Origin of the sequence: Streptomyces sp. NPDC088254, from assembly GCF_044740925.1 — a bacterium.
Lineage (GTDB): Bacteria > Actinomycetota > Actinomycetes > Streptomycetales > Streptomycetaceae > Streptomyces.
The window spans coordinates 666,152-684,697 of the sequence record NZ_JBIURQ010000001.1 but is presented as its reverse complement, the minus strand read 5'-3'; the positions used below and the strand labels follow the sequence as shown (position 1 = coordinate 684,697).

General features: G+C 67.8%; 18 protein-coding genes. 12 read left to right on the top strand and 6 right to left on the bottom strand.

Annotated features, from left to right (window positions below):
• The first annotated feature begins 5 nt into the window (after positions 1-5).
• Positions 6-2,651, top strand: a complete 2,646-nt coding sequence (gene alaS, locus ACIOC0_RS03165) for an alanine--tRNA ligase (protein WP_402151685.1) — start codon at positions 6-8, stop codon at positions 2,649-2,651.
• A gap of 150 nt (positions 2,652-2,801) precedes the next feature.
• Positions 2,802-3,137 (top strand): antibiotic biosynthesis monooxygenase family protein, encoded by a 336-nt coding sequence (locus ACIOC0_RS03160; RefSeq protein WP_402151682.1) that lies wholly within the window; start codon positions 2,802-2,804, stop codon positions 3,135-3,137.
• A gap of 196 nt (positions 3,138-3,333) precedes the next feature.
• Here ACIOC0_RS03160 and ACIOC0_RS03155 read toward each other — a convergent pair whose 3' ends face one another.
• On the bottom strand, positions 3,334-4,068 hold the full coding sequence (locus ACIOC0_RS03155) for a YcnI family protein (protein ID WP_402151679.1): 735 nt from the start codon (positions 4,066-4,068) through the stop codon (positions 3,334-3,336).
• A 323-nt stretch (positions 4,069-4,391) separates the two neighbouring features.
• On the opposite strand from ACIOC0_RS03155, the gene ACIOC0_RS03150 reads away from it, so the two are divergent.
• Positions 4,392-4,520 carry a hypothetical protein gene (locus ACIOC0_RS03150; RefSeq protein WP_402151676.1) on the top strand — a complete coding sequence of 43 codons (129 nt, stop codon included), beginning with the start codon at positions 4,392-4,394 and terminating at the stop codon, positions 4,518-4,520.
• A gap of 473 nt (positions 4,521-4,993) precedes the next feature.
• Positions 4,994-6,481: a PepSY-associated TM helix domain-containing protein gene (locus ACIOC0_RS03145; RefSeq protein ID WP_402151673.1), complete on the top strand. Its 1,488-nt coding sequence runs from the start codon at positions 4,994-4,996 to the stop codon at positions 6,479-6,481.
• Positions 6,482-6,948: 467 nt separating this feature from the next.
• Here ACIOC0_RS03145 and ACIOC0_RS03140 read toward each other — a convergent pair whose 3' ends face one another.
• A complete protein-coding gene (locus ACIOC0_RS03140) occupies positions 6,949-8,145 on the bottom strand; it encodes a tyrosine-type recombinase/integrase (protein ID WP_402151670.1) in 1,197 nt (398 codons plus the stop codon).
• Positions 8,146-8,279: 134 nt separating this feature from the next.
• Positions 8,280-8,486 (bottom strand): helix-turn-helix domain-containing protein, encoded by a 207-nt coding sequence (locus tag ACIOC0_RS03135; protein ID WP_402153169.1) that lies wholly within the window; start codon positions 8,484-8,486, stop codon positions 8,280-8,282.
• Between the two features lie 868 nt (positions 8,487-9,354).
• Between ACIOC0_RS03135 and cutA the strand changes: the two genes are divergently transcribed.
• Positions 9,355-9,675 carry a divalent-cation tolerance protein CutA gene (gene cutA, locus ACIOC0_RS03130; RefSeq protein ID WP_073948164.1) on the top strand — a complete coding sequence of 107 codons (321 nt, stop codon included), beginning with the start codon at positions 9,355-9,357 and terminating at the stop codon, positions 9,673-9,675.
• A 75-nt stretch (positions 9,676-9,750) separates the two neighbouring features.
• On the opposite strand, the gene ACIOC0_RS03125 is transcribed toward cutA, so the two are convergent.
• Positions 9,751-10,992: a helix-turn-helix transcriptional regulator gene (locus tag ACIOC0_RS03125; RefSeq protein WP_402151667.1), complete on the bottom strand. Its 1,242-nt coding sequence runs from the start codon at positions 10,990-10,992 to the stop codon at positions 9,751-9,753.
• 131 nt (positions 10,993-11,123) lie between these two features.
• On the opposite strand from ACIOC0_RS03125, the gene ACIOC0_RS03120 reads away from it, so the two are divergent.
• Entirely contained in the window at positions 11,124-11,633 is a 510-nt protein-coding gene (locus tag ACIOC0_RS03120) for an ATP-binding protein (protein ID WP_402151664.1), read from the top strand.
• Between the two features lie 62 nt (positions 11,634-11,695).
• Here the strand turns inward: ACIOC0_RS03120 and ACIOC0_RS03115 are convergent, their stop codons facing one another.
• Together ACIOC0_RS03115 and ACIOC0_RS03110 are read right to left on the bottom strand one after the other, a co-directional pair.
• Positions 11,696-12,196 (bottom strand): SAM-dependent methyltransferase, encoded by a 501-nt coding sequence (locus tag ACIOC0_RS03115; RefSeq protein ID WP_402151661.1) that lies wholly within the window; start codon positions 12,194-12,196, stop codon positions 11,696-11,698.
• A gap of 72 nt (positions 12,197-12,268) precedes the next feature.
• Positions 12,269-13,657: a Tat pathway signal protein gene (locus tag ACIOC0_RS03110; RefSeq protein ID WP_402153167.1), complete on the bottom strand. Its 1,389-nt coding sequence runs from the start codon at positions 13,655-13,657 to the stop codon at positions 12,269-12,271.
• Between the two features lie 189 nt (positions 13,658-13,846).
• Between ACIOC0_RS03110 and ACIOC0_RS03105 the strand changes: the two genes are divergently transcribed.
• The 6 genes from ACIOC0_RS03105 to ACIOC0_RS03080 all read left to right on the top strand — a co-directional run bounded on the left by ACIOC0_RS03105 (position 13,847) and on the right by ACIOC0_RS03080 (position 18,500).
• Entirely contained in the window at positions 13,847-14,338 is a 492-nt protein-coding gene (locus tag ACIOC0_RS03105) for a DUF6415 family natural product biosynthesis protein (protein WP_402151658.1), read from the top strand.
• A 404-nt stretch (positions 14,339-14,742) separates the two neighbouring features.
• On the top strand, positions 14,743-16,233 hold the full coding sequence (locus ACIOC0_RS03100) for an ATP-binding protein (RefSeq protein ID WP_402151655.1): 1,491 nt from the start codon (positions 14,743-14,745) through the stop codon (positions 16,231-16,233).
• A gap of 69 nt (positions 16,234-16,302) precedes the next feature.
• Complete coding sequence (locus ACIOC0_RS03095) at positions 16,303-16,818, top strand: roadblock/LC7 domain-containing protein (protein ID WP_402151652.1); 516 nt, start codon at positions 16,303-16,305, stop codon at positions 16,816-16,818.
• Positions 16,815-17,219 carry a DUF742 domain-containing protein gene (locus ACIOC0_RS03090; RefSeq protein ID WP_402151649.1) on the top strand — a complete coding sequence of 135 codons (405 nt, stop codon included), beginning with the start codon at positions 16,815-16,817 and terminating at the stop codon, positions 17,217-17,219. Before ACIOC0_RS03095 ends, ACIOC0_RS03090 begins: the two co-directional genes overlap by 4 nt.
• Positions 17,220-17,226: 7 nt before the next feature.
• Complete coding sequence (locus ACIOC0_RS03085) at positions 17,227-17,859, top strand: GTP-binding protein (RefSeq protein WP_402151646.1); 633 nt, start codon at positions 17,227-17,229, stop codon at positions 17,857-17,859.
• Positions 17,859-18,500 carry a GAF domain-containing protein gene (locus ACIOC0_RS03080; RefSeq protein ID WP_402151643.1) on the top strand — a complete coding sequence of 214 codons (642 nt, stop codon included), beginning with the start codon at positions 17,859-17,861 and terminating at the stop codon, positions 18,498-18,500. Before ACIOC0_RS03085 ends, ACIOC0_RS03080 begins: the two co-directional genes overlap by 1 nt.
• Positions 18,501-18,546: the final 46 nt, after the last annotated feature.

The following is an 18,546-nucleotide window of genomic DNA, read 5'->3' as shown; positions in this document are numbered from 1 at the left end:
ACGTCTTGCGCACCGCCGAGATCCGCCGCCGCTTCCTCGACTTCTTCGCCGAGCGCGGTCACACCGTCGTGCCCAGCGCTCCACTGCCGACGCCCGACCCGACGCTGCTGTTCGTCAACGCGGGCATGGTGCCCTTCAAGCCCTACCTGACGGGCGAGGCGGCGGCCCCCTGGCCACGCGCGACGAGCGTGCAGAAGTGCGTGCGCACCCTGGACATCGAGGAGGTCGGCCGCACCACCCGGCACGGCTCCTTCTTCCAGATGAACGGCAACTTCTCCCTCGGCGACTACTTCAAGGAGGAGGCCATCGCCTTCGCCTGGGAGCTGTCCACCACGCCGGCCGCGGACGGCGGGTACGGTCTGGACCCGGACCGCATCTGGGTGACCGTGCACCACACCGACGACGAGTCACGCACCCTGTGGCGGCGCGTCGCCGACCTGCCCGACGAGCGGATCGTGGCGCGCGGCGACGAGGACAACTTCTGGTCCATGGGCGTACCGGGCCCCTGCGGCCCCTGCTCGGAGCTGTACTACGACCGCGGTCCAGCGCTCGGCCGCGCGGGCGGACCGGCGGTCGACGAGGACCGGTTCATGGAGTTCTGGAACCTCGTCTTCATGCAGTACGAGCGCGGCGAGGGCCCCGGCAAGTCCGGCTACCCGATCCTCGGTGAACTTCCGCGCCGCAACATCGACACCGGCATGGGCCTGGAGCGCATGGCCACCCTGCTGCAAGGCGTCGACAACCTCTACGAGATCGACGAGACCCGCCCCATCCTCGACCGGGCGGCCACGCTGGCCGGTGCCCGCTACGGCGCGGACGCGGAAGCCGACGTACGCCTGAGGGTGGTCGCCGACCACGTCCGCACCGCCCTGATGCTGCTCGCCGACGGCACCTCCCCCGGCAACGAGGGCCGCGGCTACGTCCTGCGCCGTATCCTGCGCCGGACCGTGCGCTCGATGCGCCAACTCGGCTACCACGACCCCGCGCTGCCCGAGCTGCTGGCCGTGGCCCGCGACTGCATGGCGCCCAGCTATCCGGAGGTCGCCGACACCTACGAGCGGATCGTGGACCGGGCGGCCGGCGAGGAGGACGCCTTCCGCGCGACCCTGCGCCAGGGGACGACCGTCCTGGACGCGGCGGTGGCCGAGACCAAGGCGAGCGGTGGCCGGCAACTCCCGGGCACGCAAGCGTTCCTGCTGCACGACACCTACGGCTTCCCCATCGACCTCACCCTGGAGATGGCGGCCGAACAGGGCGTCCAGGTGGACCGTGAGGGCTTCACAGCGCTGATGCGCGAGCAGCGCGAACGCGCCCGAGCCGACGCGCGCGCCCGTAAGTCCGGCAGCACGACGGACACGACCGTCCTGCGCACGGTCCTGGACGAACACGGTCCGACCGACTGGCGCGCGTGGGACACCCTGACCACGGAGTCCCGTGTCCTCGCTCTGCTCTCGGCTTCGGGTCCGGTTCCGGTGGCACGCGAGGGCGACATCGTCACCACCGTCCTGGACCGCACCCCGTTCTACGCCGAGTCCGGCGGCCAGGACAGCGACGCCGGCCTCCTCTCCGGCGCGTCGGTGGAAGCCGAAGTCCTCGACGTACAGCGCCCGTTGCCGGGCCTGGTGATCCACCGAGTACGCGTGACCGCAGGAGAACTCGCTGCCGGAGACACGCTTCAGGCCGCCGTCGACCCCGAGTGGCGGCTCGGCGCCCGCCAGGCCCACTCCGGCACCCACGTCCTGCACGCGGCCCTGCGCCAGATCCTCGGTCCCACCGCCCTGCAGTCCGGCTCCTACAACCGCCCCGGCTACCTCCGCCTCGACTTCCCCTGGCGCGGCGCCCTGTCCGCCGAGGCACGCAGCGAGATCGAGGAGGCCGCCAACCAGGCCCTGCGCCGGGACCTCCCCGTCGGCGTGCACTGGATGACGCTGCCGGAGGCCAAGGAACTCGGCGCCCTCGCCCTCTTCGACGAGACCTACGGTGAGAAGGTCCGCGTAGTCGAGATCGGCGGAGCCTGGTCACGGGAGCTGTGTGGCGGTACCCACGTCGCGCACGCGTCGCAGATCGGCACCGTCGCCCTGACCGGGGAGTCCTCGGTCGGCGCCGGAATGCGGCGCCTGGAGGCGGCCGTCGGCATCGAGGGCTTCGGGTACCTCGCCCGCGAACGAGACCTGGTGTCCCGCATCGCCGAACAGCTCGGCACTTCCCGCGGTGAGCTGCCCGAGAAGATCGCCGGCCTGCTGGACCGGCTGAAAGCAGCGGACCGGGAGAACAGCCGGCTCAAGGGGCTGAGCACCGCAGCAAGGGCGACGGAGCTGGCCGCCGCGGGAGTGGATGCCAACGGAACCCGAGTGATCACTACAACTGTGGACGGACAGGCAGGGGACGCGCGGGCTCTGGCGCTGGCGGTCCGTGACAGGGTCGCCGCGGCCCGGCCGGCCGTGGTGGCGGTGGCCACCGAGGAGGGTGGGCTGGTGCTCACCCTCAACCAAGCCGCCAACGAAGCAGGGCTGGACGCATCCGTACTCGTCAAGCGACTCCTTGAAGGCCGCGGTGGCGGCTCCGCCCAGATCGCGCAGGGGGGCGGCGTGACGGGCGAGCGGTTGCGCCGTGTGCTGACGGACCTGCCCCGTGTCCTCAGCGGTAGCTGAGCTCTCCCCCGCCCGCTTTTGCAAGCGCTGCTCACGCGGCGGTCTGGTCCGCTCAGGCCGTCCGATCGGCATATGGCGATGCCATCCGTTGGAGGGATTTCAGACTCTCGACTCATCCCTCGTCCGCCAGGTAAGGGAAGAAAGGGAGGTATGACCGTTACCGCCAGAATCCACAGCGATCGCCCGGTCGCCACCCTGATCAACGTGTTCACCGTGACACCGCAGCGCCAGCACGAGCTGATCGCACTGCTGGCACACGCCACGGAGGAAACGATGAAGCACATCCCGGGCTTCATCTGCGCCAACTTCCACGCGAGCGAGGACGGCGAGCGGGTCATCAACTACGCGCAGTGGGAGAGCGAGGCGCACTACCGCGCCATGCTGGACAACCCGGAGGCCCGGGAGCACATGGACCTGGCGGCCACCATCGCCACCGATGTCCAGCCACGCCTCTTCCACGTCGCCTCCCACCACCCGAAAGCGTGACCCTTATTCCCTCGGAGCGGGGCGGAGTGGCCCGACCGCCGCCCGTCGGGAAAGCGGCGGCGGTCGGCGAGAAGCCGCAGCGAAACCGTCGTTCGGCGACGACCAGACTCGGCCGTACCGTCCTAGGAGTTCGGGCGGACCGACGGCCGAGTCCCGCCATCAAACTCTGGCCTGTGCCGCATGACGAACACGCGTGCTAGGCATCCCCGCCTCTCGTGGAACGCGTGCGAACTACGGCGAAGGCGGCTGCAGCCAGACCCAGTACGCCCACGACCAGACCGGCGACACCCAGTCCCCGTGCCGTCGAATCGTCGGACGCGCTCGACGTGGAGTTCGCACCGCTCTTCGCGGGTGCGGAAGAAGTCGCCGACGCGGTACGGCCTTCCGCCGCCTTGGCCGTGAGCTTGAGGACCGGCGCCGGGTTTTCCGGCTCGTCGCCGCCGGTCGGCTCCTCGATCCAGCGGACGGTCTTGCCGTCGGAGTAGCTCTGGAGAGTCTTGAAGGCCAGCCGGTCGGTGTCGTCGGGCAACTGGCCGAAGGCCACGTTGAAGTCCTCGTAGTGGCCGGGGCCGATCTTGCCGCCACTCCAGGTGATCTCCGAGACGGCGTCGGTGATGGTGCCGTCGTCGGTCTTGACCGGCGTCTTGAGCTTGGTGTTGGTGACCTTCGCGGTCCAGCCGTCCTGCGGGGACACGAGCACGCCGAGGACGGGGTGGTCGGTGGGCAGGAATACCTGCACCTTGGTGGTGCTCGCGCCGTCCTCCTCGTTCGGCACACGGAAGGTCAGCACACCGTCCGTGGCGCCCTTGGCGTAGCTGTCGGGATGGACGGTGACGTGCGCGGAGGCGACGCCCGCGGCGGCAAGGAGCCCGGCGGCGCTCAGAGCGGTGATGGTGCCGGCACGGCGCAGGGCGATGCGGTTCGGGGACATGAGAGGTGTGATCTCCGTACTGAGAGGTGGGTATGTCGGGGTCTGATCGCGTACGACGACCGCGTGGGCGGCCCACGCCGGTGAACGGCATACCGCAGCCGCACCATCCTGAGTGACCAGAGATTCCCACCGGACTGCCGGACGAACGGCGCGTCCGGAACGCGCCCCGCCCCGCCGGCCAGCTGCAACCAGGCGACAAGGCCGGGAGCGAAAGCGCCCGTCCGCCTATGGAGCGACCACAGCGCAGCCTCTCCTCGCCGCAACCACCAGGTGAGCACGAGGGCGGCCCCAACATGCGCTGCGGTCGCGTGAGGCGTCACCGCATGCGCTTGATCATGAGACATCCGCACGCCGTGCATAACCATCGCGGCATGATGCAGCCCGGCGGCGTGGAACACGAGGTGCAGCCCGCCCTGGGCGGCGAGCGTCGCGCCACCGATACCGGACAGTGACCGCTCACGGCCCCCCAGAAGACACCCGGCCACGAATACCGGCACAGCACCGGCAACCTGAACCAGCACCGAGGGGACAGCCCCAGTGGCCAGCGCATGGCCCCCGGCAGCGAGCAGCACGCAGAGTGCGGCGAACACCGCCGCACGCACGCTCCGCACTGCCAGGGACACAGTCACGGCCATAGATGCTGCCACGCCCACCGAGGATCCTTCCCCCGCCCGAGCATGCCCGCCTCCGCCCCCTAGTCACCTGCTCTCACCTGCTCTCTCTACGAGCAAGGGACAGCGACCGTTCAGCTCATTCCTGTGGTCGGAGGCGCGGGAACTCAACGGGCCATCCATCCGACTTCTTTAGGACACCGGCCGAAACCAGACCGGTGACCGACGCCGCGGCGGTGTCGTCGGTCGGGCGTTCATCGTCCGAGGCCGATGAGGGGGTGTCGCGTGCAGCCGACGAAGAACGAGGTTGATCGATGTCAATGAAGTCCGAGGCTCCCGGCCTCCCCGAACCGGGCGAGTCCATCACGGAGAGACAGGTGGAGACGGGCACCGAAGCGCTGACGGCGCGGTCGATGCGGCAGACCTCGGGCTTCGGCGCCCTGATGGCGCGACTGCATTTCTACGCTGGGGTTCTGGTCGCGCCGTTCCTCCTCGTCGCGGCGGTGACCGGTCTGCTCTACACGTTCACCCCACAGCTGGACTCGCTCGTCTACGAGAAGGAACTCACGGTCGCACACGTCACTGGCAGCCCTCGGCCCTTGGCCGCACAGGTGGCCGCCGCCCGGGAAGCGCACCCCGAGGGCACTCTGGCCGCCGTCCGTCCAGGAAGCGGTGACGCGACGACGCAGGTGGACTTCGCGCTGCCCGAACTGGGCGAGAAGGCGCACACGGTCTACGTGGACCCGTACACCGGCAGGGTCAGAGGCCAGCTGACCACTTGGTACGGATCCACTCCTCTGAAAACCTGGCTGGACGACCTGCACCGCAACCTGCACCTTGGCACGGTCGGCCGGTACTACTCGGAGATCGCGGCAAGCTGGCTGTGGGTCCTCGTCCTCGGCGGCCTGGTCCTGTGGTGGCGCCGGCAGCGACGATCCCTGACCGCACGGCGACTGCTACTGCCCGACCTGGCCGCGAAGAAGGGCGTACGCCGCACTCGCAGCTGGCACGCGGTGACGGGTGCGTGGCTCGCGATCGGCCTGCTCGCCCTCTCCGCGACCGGACTGACCTGGTCACGCTTCGCGGGCGACCACTTCACCCAGGCACTCGACACGCTGCGCTCCCACACGCCCGCCGTATCCACCTCGCTGTCGGGCACATCCAACGCCGCAACGGGCAGCCACCACCACAGTGGCCCGGCAGACGCCCACACCGCTCGTGGCGTCGATCCGATGGCCATCGACGGTGTCCTCGACGCGGCACGCCGCGACGGCCTGTCCGGACCCGTGTCAATCGGCGTCCCGCAGGACGACACCACTGCCTGGACGGTGTCGCAGACCCGCAACCTGTGGCCCGTTGGACGCGACAGCGTCGCCGTCGACGCCACCACCGACAAGGTGGTCGACCGGGTGGACTTCGCCGACTGGCCGGTCCTTGCGAAGCTGACCCGCTGGGGCATCAACGCCCACATGGGCACGTTGTTCGGCCTCGCCAACCAGATTGTGCTGGCCGTACTGGCCATCGGCCTGATCTGCATGATCTTCTGGGGCTATCGGATGTGGTGGCAGCGTCGTCCCACCCGCTCCGACCGTCGCGCTCTCCTCGGCACCCCGCCCGCCCGCGGAGCCTGGCGCGAGATCCCGTCCTGGGCCGTGGTAGCCGGCGTCCTCGCCGTCGCCGCGGTCGGCTGGGCACTCCCCCTGTTCGGCATACCGCTCGCCGCCTTCCTGGCTGCCGACCTCGTCGTCGGCGCCGTCCGGCGAAGCCGGACGGCCACGGGACCAACAGCCGAGTCGGGCTGAGCGATGCCGTCCGACTCGGCTGAGTCGGACGGCTCGTGCCTCCGTGCCACTCCCCGAGCAGCCGTGCAGTCGGCGCTCGGGGCCCCAAAGATCAGTCGAGCGTGCACCGCTCGATCATGTGGTTGTCGTTCTGGGATGCAGCGACCGCCGGCTGTGATTGCCGCGCCAGCAGATGCTTGTTCAGGCTTCCAGCCGATCCGGTCCCAGGAAGTTGTCGGCAACGTAGGTGATGTGGCTTCTGTCTAGTGCGGGGAAGTTGCCAGCGACCGCCTCGACGCCCACGATGCAACCAAGAGCGACCAGTGCGGCGCAGTCAAGCGAAGGACCTGGTCGGCGGCGCCGAAGTTTCCCCATCCGAACGTCGGAGGCGCTGTCGAACCGCCACCACCATGGGCGCCTCCGCCGCGGAAGCCGTGATGCTCGAGCCCTCGAATGCCGCGAGTCACCCCACGTCTACCCACCCTGCGTCAGACGGCCTCGACCACCGCCTCGAACTCAAGAGGCAGGTTCAACTCCGTCTGCATCGTGAACACGGCATCCATCAGAGACCTCAAGCGCTCCGGAGCGTCGGGCATCACGTGCGCGTAGGTCTGATGGGTGATCCTCGGGTCGCGGTGCCCCAGCCACTCAGCCATGTCTGTCACCGGAACGCCCTTCGACAGGCCGGCCGAGGCGAAGAAGTGCCGGAGCCAGTGTGTAGTGACTCTCCGCGAGATGCCCGCCGCCTTCTTCGCGTTACGCCATAGCCGGTCGACGAGGGAGTACATGAGGATGTTCGTGCGCCCGACGTTGGAAAAGAGATAGTCCCCCTCCAGGCGGTTGAGACCCTCCTCTACGCGAAAGGTTCCATACAGCCGGACGTGCTCCTGAACCCGCGCGGCGATGGTGGGTGGCACGGGAACCGCTCGACCCTCGTCCAGGTCACGCCATTTGAGGTGGCGGATGCAATGGGCACGCCCCCTGCCCTTGGTGATGGCCTTTTGGACGGTGGTCTTGGGCTCCTCGTTCTCACCGTCTTGCGTGACCTGGCGGTCGACGAAGAGCGTGCCGCTCTCAAAGTCGAACTGCTGCAACGTCACGGCGCACGCCTCACCAATGCGCAACCCGCACCCAGCCATGAGCCACACGAGCAGCTTGTAGGGCCCGGGTAGGTGCCGCTCAATCGCCTCGATCTCCGTCAAGGTCGGCAGGCGGATCGTCTTCTTGACTCTCCGCTTCACTCGTTGGCGACTGGTGCGGACGTGCTGGCACGGATTCCTAGTTATGTACTCGTTGGCGACGGCGAAGCTAAAGACGCCGGCAAGCGTCTCATAGCGATTGATCGCCGTGCTCTCCTCGTAACCACGATCTTCCACCATCCACTTCAGCCACGCATTAAGATGCTTTGGCTTGACGGCACCGATGGCAGTAGCCCCAAAATAGGGCTCCACATGGAGGCGAAGACTCGTCTCGTACTGGTAACGCGTCCCATTCACCCGGCTCCCAGAGTCGATGAACTCGCGGTACACGGATACAAGAGGGGCGAGGAGACCTGTGGGGGCAATGTAGGTACCGAGATCCTTCTCTCGCTCTACCTTGGCGGCAAAGGAGTCGGCTGTTCCCTTTTTCTCGAACGACTTCTCTCGCTGCCGCCCGCCGCGCCCACCAGGCTCCCTGTAGCGCACTGTCCAGGGATGGCCGCAGCGAGTTGCAGTGCAGGGGTAGTTACCACTCTTCTCATCTTCCTTGCACTTCTGGAAAATCCGAGCCAAGCTACCGGACCACCTGCCAGCCCATGAAGAGGGTTCGCTTCACCAAACTACCCGTACTTCCTTTCCAGGTATGCGACGATGTCACGTTCGCGAAATCTCAAGAGTCGGCCGACCTTTTGAGGTCGCAAACCCCAGACTCGGTACTTGTTCTTGATCGTCAATTCACTGACCTTCAACCAATCGGCCACTTCAGCCGGCGTTAGTAGCCGGTAGCTTCCACCTTGTGTCAAAATCGCACCTACCTTCTCCGCCATGAAGATCGACATCAGTGAAGCAGCAGACGGTGCGCGCAACCTTCCGCTTCTTGGATTGCAGCGCTGCCTACTGCGCCCGCTACGATGCCCTTGCAGGGTCACCCAAGCGCGAACTCGGTCAATGGTCGTCACGATCGCCGGTTTGGCCAACCGGCGATCGTCGTCTATGTTGCCCTTGCACTTGGTCAGAGCACATGTTCCTGAGTTGCGGTCTCCGCGCGAACTACGTTTGGGCGGCTACGTGTCGAGTGGTCCCAGGGTTGCAACGGTCGAGGCAACCAGCCGAACAGCTCGAAGGGCGCGTGTCGGTAGAAGGGAACTCATCCGATTACACAGTGGGCCGGTTATCAACCTCATGGCTGGGGGTCTTGTAGGTTGACATAACCCCGGGAGAGGGTTCCAGTCTTTCGAGAGTCTTTCTCGTCTGCCGTGAGCGAATGCCAGGTCGGGCTGGCAGCTCGGGAAGAGGACGCTTCGTCGGTCAGGTCGACCCTGGCTCGTAGGTGCGACGGAACGTGATCGTGGCACCCGGCGGGCCGTCGCCGTGAAGAGTCCGCGGCCGTGCTGCCCGGACAGGACGACTACGCCGCCTTCGGTGAGGAGGACCGCAGACCATAACGTCACGCACTCGGGTGTGCCCGCGGCTCTGTGCTCGCCCTAATTGCGAAGTTCAGCTTTCGATGCCGCAACTGCCCGTGATTGTCTCGGACAGGGGCGTCGCCGTCTCGATGGCTCGGTGACCCGCATGCTCGCGTTGGGTCTGTTTAGCGGAAGGTCCGGCACGGGCCGGGATGATGCTGTTTCAGCAGCGTGACGTGCCCTTGACGGCTCGGTACAGTCGCGGTACCTGAACTGGAGAGGTAATTGCATGGCCAACGAGATTGTGATCGCGCAGACGACCAGCGACAACGAGGATCAGGCGAAGGCGTTGGCCCGTGGCGCGGTCGAGAGCAAGCTGGCAGCGGGCGTTCACATTGATGCGCCGATCACAGCCTTCTACTGGTGGAAGGGGAAGGTCGAGACGGCGCAGGAGTGGCGGATCTCGTACATGACTACGACGGACCGTCTCCCCGCACTGGAAGCGTGGCTGCACGAGAAACACCCGTACGACGTTCCCCAGTGGATCACGCTGCCCGTGACCGGCGGGTCGGAGGCGTACCTGTCCTGGGTTATCGAGGAGACGGCATAGGTTCTGCGGAGCGCCCTGGCCGGCCGTACGACGGCGCTCGCGTCCTGGGTCTACCCGCCTACTGCGTGTGGCTTCTCAGGATGCGAACTTCCGTAGATGTTGGCCGAGTTCCTGCTCACTGTCAGGGAGCGACGAGGCGATAGTCGATGCGCGCTGCTTGCCCATCGTGTTGGGCTTGGCCTGTGCCGCTGCGGCGAACTGACTTGACACGTACACCCCTTGATCGACGTCACCCCCACGCAGTAGGGCCGAAGCGAGATCGCCGAGGACTACGACGCCCCCGTCCGGTAGCCCGTCTCCGAGGCGGTCGACCGCGGTATCAGCTGTGGACGTGAGCTCGGGGCGCCTCAGCTGGCCGTACACGGACAGGGCCAACGAGTCCATGCGGTATGGGGTCACGAACCTGACCCATGCCTGCTCGCTGGTGTGGTCCGCGAAATCGTAGGCGAAGCGCGCTCGGTCTAACGCCTGGAGCGCCCCCACCTCGTCGCCGGCCGCCGCAGCTTCTTCCGCGTGCCTACCGAGAACCCAGGCGGCAGCAGTAGCGTTACCGTGGCCTCGCACGTCGTTGGCGGCTTGGGAGAGGAACTCCATCTTCGACTTTGGCGTCAAAGCGCCGTAGCTGCTGTAGGTCAGGGCCAGGGCTCGGAGTGGAGGATGCCCGGCAGCCGCCGCGCACTGCGACGTGACCTTGTAGTAGGCGTTGGCTTTGTCGTGCTCCCCCAGGTCCCAGGCCACCCAACCGGCCAGAGCGGCGGTTTCCCCGGCGGCGATGGTGAGAGCGCTTTCGTGTTCGCCTGCACGAGGCAGGGCCGCAGTGATCGCGTCAAGATGCGACTCGACCGTTTTTTGTAGCCGCAGCGCGCTGAGGTTGAGTTCCTGGACGTGCAGTTCAGCGGCTCGGTCGATGAGCGCGGCGGCAGCGGGCGAATCGATCTTGGTCCCCTTGCTGAGGGCGAAGGCGAGGCGCCCCCAGGGCTCGGCGGCCACGCTCACGCCGATAGTGGCGCTACCCAGGAGCGTGCGACGCTTCACGGCGTCTTGGTCCTCCCCGGCATCGGCATGCCCCTTCCTCTTCCGAGCGCGGGCGGCCTTGGCCTCCCGCAGTAGTTCCTCGATAGGGACACCGCAGGCCGCCGCGATGTGGCCGATTGTGTGGTTGGTAGGAATGTTCTCGAAGTTCTCATAACGGCTGATCTCTCGGCGGGTCATGGTGTCCCGGCCGGAGACAGCGTTGATCGCCTCCGCCTGCTCCTCCTGTGTCCGGCCCGCCTCCTGCCGAAGCCGGAGGAGCAGGTCGGCGAACAGGTCTGGCATGAGTGTGACCTCTGTCGGTGGGCGGAATCCAATCATGGCCTCAATTCCCCCCTTCAGTTTCCCCCTTGACATGAATTTCCCCCTCTGGATTCCCCTGGTCGACGGCGTCGCCGCACGGTGCCATAGCCCACATGACCAGGCTCCAAGAGGCGGCCCCGCCCGGCGGGGGCATCCGCAGCTGTGCGGCTACAGCAGGCGCGTCATGCGTCAGGCCGGTTCAGGAAGATGAGGCCGGCGCATGGGCGAGGGCAGAGGTACCGGCGGCATCCCATGCCTGTCAGGCGGCCCTTCTCCCCGACCTTGCGAAGGTCGGGGAGATGCGGCGCATAGCCAGGGCGTTCCTGCGGCGGTGCCGTGTTTCGGAGCCGGTGGCGGGGTTCGTCGTACTGGCCGTTTCGGAGCTGGTCACCAACGCCGTGGTCCACGGTGAGGGCGAAGTCATGCTCCGCATCACGGTGGCCGTCGACGTGGTGCGTGTCTCGGTAACCGACCACAACCCGGCGCCCGCTGTGCTCAAGGAAGCCGGACCTGACGGTGAATCGGGGCGCGGGATCCGGCTGGTCGATGCGATCTCAGACGCATGGGAGAGCAGCGGCGAGGAGACGTGGTGTGAGTTCCGAGACGCGAGGGCTGCAGCTTGAGCCAGACCTCCAGTTGGTTCCCGACGATGCAAATGGCAAGCCGGGCAGCTCAGTCGCTTCTGTCACACAGGCCGCTCCGAGGGCCGTTCGCTTGCCTTCGCCCAGTAATTCGGTTCGAGCATCTCGCCGGGCCAGGCGGGCTGACGGATCGGGCCACGAGGCCCCATCTGTTCGAAGTACGGTGCCAAGTCGATCACGGGCGTTCCGTCTACAGCGTCGAGATCGGTGACCAACAGGTCCCGTCCCTCGACCTCGAGCAGCCGCGGGTAGCTGATGGCCAGTTGATTGGGACGCCGATGGTTGCGGTGGACGAAGGTACCGGTCGGCGGCCAGTCCGGATTCCCGCGGGGGCTGCGTGCGTGGAGCTGGACGTCTTCCGGTCGCGCCAGGTGGAAGAGCCAGGTCACCGTCAGGTGGGAAAACTCTTCGATTCCCTGGAGCGTCTCAAGGGGGTACGCCTCGTTGAGCCGGATGACCGACTCGACTCCGCCCTGGTAATCGTCCTGAACGCGGGTGTGGCCCCCGACCACTGTTGCGATCGATTCGACCTCGTACGTTGCCATCGGCGCTCGTTCCTCTCTAACGGGGTCGCGTGTTCAGCAGCTGCCGTCAATAGCTGCGGACCTGCCCTGTGGTCAGCCTATGGCGCGCAGCATTTCCCGTGCCCGACGGTCCAGTTCGGCGACGTGGCGGCCACCACGTTGCCGCACAGGCGAGAGGTCACTCTGCATGCGGACGATGACGTCGCGGGCGCGGCCGGACTGGACGCCAGCCATGGCGTCCAGTGCTTGCCCCCAGGTACCACATGCCTCATCGAGGCGTCCCTGCTGGACCTGGACAGCACCGAGGTAGCCGAGGGTCACACTGTGGGTACGGGCATACTGCTGCCGCCGGCGGGTGGCGACGCTGCGCTGGAAATGCAACTCCGCGTCGAGAGGATTTCCCAGGTCCCGCAAGGCACAGGCGGTCTCGTGGGCGAGGGAGGCTTCCTGGAAGAAGCTGACGCGATCGGGGGCATCCTCGTTAGCGGCACGTGCGAGGTCCCTCTCCGCGCGACTGATGGCCGCGAGAGTGCCGCGGCGGTCGCCGTCGGCGGCCAGGGCGCGGGCATGGACTACCGCGAGCAGGGCCTTCTCCCGCGAGCTGGCCTGGCCGTAGTGGGTGCGGGACATGGAGGCGTCGGCCAGGTCGAGCGCTCTGCGTGGGTGCCCGAGGTCGACTGCTTGATGGGCGAGGGCACGCAGGATGTGGCCGCCCAGCGGTCCGTCTGCGGCTTCGGCCGCAATGCGTGCGGCGAGGGTGAGGTAGCGCTGGGCGGTTCGATGCTCGGAAGCGTCGAACGCCATCCAGCCGGCGAGGTAGGTCATCTCTGCCACGGCCGAGTACGTATCCCGGCGGTGCTGTTCCGTTCGGAACCTGCTGCCCAGCAGCGGCACCGCTTCGTCGCGAAGATGGCCGGCCAGGGCCGAGCGCCCCGAGGCTCCACCGCGCTGCTGGTCCCTCGCGGAGTAGAAGGTGGTCAGTTTGCGGACGTCGTCGATGTCAGCCTGAGTCACCAGCCGGGAGGAGACTGCAGGGCGCGAGGCCGCCGCGGCCGGGGCGGCTGCCCACCATGGAGCGGCAGGCAGGACGAGGCCGGCGGCCGAGTACGCGGTGGTAGCCAACAGCTTGCGTCGGTGCATGTCCAGATCGTCGCTTCCCAGCTCGGCCAGCACGGTCAGAGGGTCGACGCTCCAGTCAGAACTACTGTCAGTGGAGCCTGTCGGCCCATCTTCCAGTCCGAGGTCAGCGAGGGTGAGGCGTCGGCCGAGCCTGCGGGAAAGCGTCTCACGCAGGATATGAGGCGCTCGTCCACTGGGCTTCGTGCCCTGGACCCACATGGCGATGTGGGAGCGGGAAATGGCCTCCAGTTCGCGTACACCGCTCTCCGCGGCAACACGAGCGACCGCGGCGGCTGCTTGGGGCTGGGACCAGCCCGCTTCGCGCAGGAGCGCGGCAAGGGCGACGTTTCTCTCACGGGCCATGTACTGCCCCTCGGTTCCGAAATGATCTTTGACGCCTTTGACGGCCTTGAGGGCCGCGTAGGCATACCCCCTGACAGGGATTCGCGGTTCGCTCAACGTAGCCGCAGGATCACTCACCTTGCACGTCAGTCGCCTGCGGTGAACAGCGTTCCTCGCTCAAGTTAGCTTGATTCATCTAGGAGTTGCGTCATGCGTCCCTCACTGGCCCTTCGCCGGGCGTGCCAACTCAGTGATCAGGGAAGGAGAAGCCACGCCCTTGGTGAGCCCATCCTGCGACCGGACCCGGCGGCCTCCGCGGCGGAAACGGTGGCGCTCGTGCTGGGCGAGGAGTCGCCGTTACCCGATGCTGCCGGCGATGTGGAGGACCTCGCACTGCGGCTGCGAGGACACGTCAGCCAGCTCGGAGCCCTGACGCCTTCGCAAGAGCCGGCCCTGCTCCGTGCGCAGCAGCTCTGTTCGGGCGGCCTCCCCGATGGCTACATGCCCAGCAGGGTCCATCTGGTCAGGCTGGCCGAGGCAACCCAAGACCTTATCGCTGCCGCGCAGGCCCACGACGTGGCCCCTGCGAAGTCGGTCCAGAGACGGCGCTGGTGGAAGCCGCCGATCAACGTGCTGCGTCGCGCAGTCTTCGCTCTCGCCCTCGCGTGCGTGGTTCTGGCCGCGTCGGTGCCCCGGACATGACCGCCGCCGGGGCAGTTCTTATCGCGCTGATTCTCGGTCCCATGGCGTGGCTGGCCCTTCGTGGTGATCGAGTAAGCGACCGCATCGCTCCACGGGACGAGGATCCCCCGCCGAGGCAGAACAGACTTCCCCCGATCCGGTAACCACCGTGCCTCTCTCACCGACACTTCCCGGCTGCCACGGCGGCCCCGAAGCCACCCCCGGGTCCACGGGGACTACGGAGACCCACACGATGAAACGCCTCCCGCGCATCGAGCAGTACGGCCTGATCGGCGACAGCAGTCCCCCCACCCCAGCGCGGTCGCGCCTCCGTCACCCAGCTCCACCCCACGCAGCACACACCAGACCTGCGCAGACCTGACGCTGCAGCACGCCTAGCCACCCCCACCCTGACGAGGATTCCCATGCCTGACAGCGCCTTTTCGGCACGGCCGGCCGCCACCGGCCACCGCCGACGGCGGCCTCCGATCAACGCGTTCACCCTGCACCGTGTCCACCGCGCCGTCGCACTGCCCCTAGTGCTCCTTGCCGCCCTGCTGGGTGCCGCCTTCACCCTCTGGTCGGTGTCCGCGGTGGGCCCCGGCTGGCTCCTCGCCGGCCTGGTCTGCGGACTGGCGGGGGTCGCCACGCTGGCGGCTCGCGGAGCGCGAACGGCTGCAGGGGCCGTGCAGACGGCTGCGGAGCATGCCCAGGCAGCGATCGCAGGAGCAGCGGCGGCCATCGAGAAGTCGGTGCAGTGGTCGGCGGACGAGCTGTGCCGCGGGGGACGCCCGCCGCTGCCGGACCTGCAGGCGCCACCTGCCAGCCCTGACGCCGAGATTGACAAGGCGTTGAGTGCTCTCCAAGTGCGGGCCGTCGCGTCGTTGATACGGGTGCACGACGAGTCCCAGTCCGTCGTCCTCCTGGAAGTGCTGCGCCGCTTGGCCATGCGCGAGCACGCCTTGGTCGGCAGAGCACTTGAAGCACTGAGCCAGCTGGAGATGCTGACCGACGACCCGGAGCTGCTGGCCAAGATCTTCGAGATCGATCACCTCGTGACGCGGATGCGTCGCCAGGTCGAGAGCACGGCGGTGCTGGGCGGGCAGTCCCTGCGCAGCGTGCGTCGGCCCGTTCCCGTCAAGAGCGTGCTGCGCGGCGCCGTCTCTGAAGTCGTGCAGTATCCGCGGGTGGCGGTTGCGGCCGGGTCCGTGGGCGCGGAGCTGGGCCTTCCCGGCCATGTGGGTCCGGACATGACGCACCTGCTGGCTGAGCTGATCGAGAACGCCTGTGAGTGTTCCGATCCGGCTACGAAGGTGATGGTGCGTGCGCAGCGGGTGGCGAACGGGCTGGCGGTCGAGGTCGAGGACCGGGCCATCCCCATGCATCCGCAGACACGGGCGCAGATGAACCACCTGCTCCAGGCCCCCGACGAGGTCGACGTCAGCGGCCAGGTGCGAGCGGGGCAGCTCGGCTTGCTGGTCGCCGCGAAGATCGCCCAGTCGCACGGGCTGTCCGTTCTCCTGCAGGAGAACATGATGGGAGGCACCACCGCCCTGGTGGTCATCCCGGAACGGCTCCTGGTAGCGATTCCCTCCATCGACGAAGCGAGCGCGCTGCCCCAGGACACCCGCCCCTTGGCACCGCAACCGCAGCAGGTTGCCGCGACTCCAGCCACCCCCAGGCCAGGCCCCGGTACCGCAGGGGCGCCGGAAGCCGCACAGGCAGGTCACTCTGCTGATGCGCCCGCCCTTCCCACGCGTAGACGCCAGGCCGGCACGTTCCATCCGCCGCACGAGCCGGAGCAAGCCCCCGTGACCGCGGCGACGCCAGGGCTCGCAGCCGCCTTCCGTACCGGCATCCAGACCGGCGGGCAAGCCGGTTCTCCCACCGCTTCGACAGAGCACCCCAGTCCCTGAACCTCGTCCCTCCACGTTCCCGCTGGCCGTTACATCCGCTGGCCCTTCCCCCCTTCTGGAGCGATCCCTGTGAGCACCCACCCCGCGATGAACAACGTGACCGGTGACGCACCCGCAACCGAGACAACGGCAAGCGGACAGCGGGACAACATGGCGTGGCTGCTGCGGCAGTTCGCCTCCGACACGACGGGCGTCACGCACGCCGTCCTGCTCTCGCGGGACGGACTACGGCTGCTGGACAGCGACGTCGACAAGGACTGGGCGGACGAACTGTCGGCCGCCCTCAGCGGAGTGGCCTCACTCGCAGCGAACATCACCGGTCCCACCCACAAGAAGAGGCCGGCGAGGCAGGTCGTCATCGAACGAGACGACTGTCTGATCTTCGTCCAGAGTTCCGGTCGCAGCGCGGCCTTCGAGGGCCATCCCGGCAACGAACGGGGCGTGGTGGACACGGTCCTCGCGGTGATCGCGACCATGGACGCCGATGCCGGCACCGTCGGGTCCGAGATGGGGCGCCTGGTGCAGAAGTTCGCCCCCTACATGCAGATCCCCGTCCGCGTCGGCACGGGTGATGAGGTCCGGTGACCGCACACGGGAGCGCGACCGAGGATTCGACATTCGTGCGGACCTACACCCTGACGCGCGGTCGCACCCGGCCACGGCATCTGCTCGGCCTGGACACGGTGCTGGACGCCGGACCCGGGCGGCCCGGCCCGGGCCAGGCCGAAGAATGCGCAGAGATCCTCGCCCTGTGCCGGGAGCACCGGCGTTCGGTGACCGAGCTGGCGGGCCGACTCGGCCGTCCCGTAACCGCCGTCAAGATCCTTATCTCCGACCTCCTGGACGCCGACGCCCTGGTCGTCCCCGTCACCGCCTATGCCGCGTCCGAGGCGCATGCACGTCCCTCTGCACAACTCCTGGTGGCCCTGTCTGCGGGCCTGAAGAGGAAGTGGCCCGATGCCATCGCCTACCCCCAGACCGGGTGACCCGGCCGTGGTGCTGCGGCCGTCGTCGCGCCCGCGTGCCGGTGCACCGACCGTGCTGAAGGTCGTGATCGCCGGCGGTTTCGGCGCGGGCAAGACCACCGCCGTGGGTGCCGTCAGTGAGATCACGCCGCTGAGCACGGAGGAGTATCTGACCGAGGCGAGCGCAGACGTGGACAGCCTGGCGGGCGTCGAGGCCAAGCAGACCACCACGGTCGCCTTCGACTTCGGTCGCCTCAACCTGCCCGACGCGCCCGTGCCCTTGGAATTGTTCCTGTTCGGCACGCCCGGCCAGGACCGGTTCGGCGGCCTCTGGTACGACCTTTGTCGCGGAGCCGTCGGCGCGGTCGTCCTGGTCGACACCCGCCGCCTGGAAAGCAGCTTCACCCCCGTCGATTTCTTCGAGGACATCGGCCTGCCCTTCGTCGTCGCGGTGAACCAGTTCGACGGAGCACATCGCTACCACCCCGAAGAGGTCCGCACCGCCCTCGAACTGCCCGCCTCTGTGCCGGTGGTCACCTGCGACGCTCGCGATCCGAACCACGTCGCTGGCCTCCTGCTGACCCTCGTTGGCCACGCCTTGAAGAGCGCATCGGCAAGCCCCGCTCGCCCCGCATCCACTACCACCTTTCAGGACGCCTGATGTCGTATCAGCCCAACGATCCCTTCCCCGCACGGCAGATCGCCCCCCTCACGCAGTCGCTGCCGCGACGCACCATGCGGGACGTCACTCATGGGCCATCCCTCCCCGCCGGCGCCGCCGTCCCTGTCCCGCAGGCCCAGCAGGCGACCGAGCTGGCGCAGCGGTATGAGCTGCTGGATCGCCTAGGCGTGCCCAGCGCTGCCAGCGAGGACTTCGACGAACTGGCCCGCGGCATGGCCACACGAGCCGGGTTCCTGTACGGCTTCGTCAACCTCTTCCTGGAGGAGCAGACCTTCGTCGGGCTGCACCAGCCGCCCGCGGACAGCGGGTACGTCATCGTCGGCCGCACCATGAGCCGCGACCACGGCTGGTGCCCGGAGGTCATGGCCCGCAAGAAGGCCCTTCCGCTGCACGACGTGCACGCCAGCCCGCGCTTCAGCGGCAACCCCGTGGTCGACGCGGTCGGGATCCGCTCCTACTTCGGTGCCCCGCTCATCCACGACAGCGGCACCGTGCTGGGCACGGTGTGCGTCATCGACCCCGAGAAGCGGCCCCTGAGCGAGGCCCGACGGCTGAGAGACATCGTCATCAACGCCGGCGTCCGGGTGATGGACCACATCGCCCGCGCGCCCGTCCGCTAGTCCGTTGCACGACCCCCCACCCGGGAGCCGCAGGCGATCCCCGGCC

Coding starts and splice junctions, on each gene's coding strand:
- ACIOC0_RS03080 (WP_402151643.1), top strand. CDS start 17,859: ATGTCGTATCAGCCCAACGATCCCTTCCCCGCACGGCAGATCGCCCCC.
- ACIOC0_RS03100 (WP_402151655.1), top strand. CDS start 14,743: ATGCCTGACAGCGCCTTTTCGGCACGGCCGGCCGCCACCGGCCACCGC.
- ACIOC0_RS03120 (WP_402151664.1), top strand. CDS start 11,124: ATGACCAGGCTCCAAGAGGCGGCCCCGCCCGGCGGGGGCATCCGCAGC.
- ACIOC0_RS03110 (WP_402153167.1), bottom strand. CDS start 13,657: ATGGCCCGTGAGAGAAACGTCGCCCTTGCCGCGCTCCTGCGCGAAGCG.
- ACIOC0_RS03105 (WP_402151658.1), top strand. CDS start 13,847: ATGCGTCCCTCACTGGCCCTTCGCCGGGCGTGCCAACTCAGTGATCAG.
- ACIOC0_RS03115 (WP_402151661.1), bottom strand. CDS start 12,196: ATGGCAACGTACGAGGTCGAATCGATCGCAACAGTGGTCGGGGGCCAC.
- ACIOC0_RS03145 (WP_402151673.1), top strand. CDS start 4,994: ATGTCAATGAAGTCCGAGGCTCCCGGCCTCCCCGAACCGGGCGAGTCC.
- ACIOC0_RS03125 (WP_402151667.1), bottom strand. CDS start 10,992: ATGCCAGACCTGTTCGCCGACCTGCTCCTCCGGCTTCGGCAGGAGGCG.
- ACIOC0_RS03150 (WP_402151676.1), top strand. CDS start 4,392: ATGCGCTTGATCATGAGACATCCGCACGCCGTGCATAACCATCGCGGC.
- ACIOC0_RS03155 (WP_402151679.1), bottom strand. CDS start 4,068: ATGTCCCCGAACCGCATCGCCCTGCGCCGTGCCGGCACCATCACCGCT.
- cutA (WP_073948164.1), top strand. CDS start 9,355: ATGGCCAACGAGATTGTGATCGCGCAGACGACCAGCGACAACGAGGAT.
- ACIOC0_RS03160 (WP_402151682.1), top strand. CDS start 2,802: ATGACCGTTACCGCCAGAATCCACAGCGATCGCCCGGTCGCCACCCTG.
- ACIOC0_RS03135 (WP_402153169.1), bottom strand. CDS start 8,486: ATGGCGGAGAAGGTAGGTGCGATTTTGACACAAGGTGGAAGCTACCGG.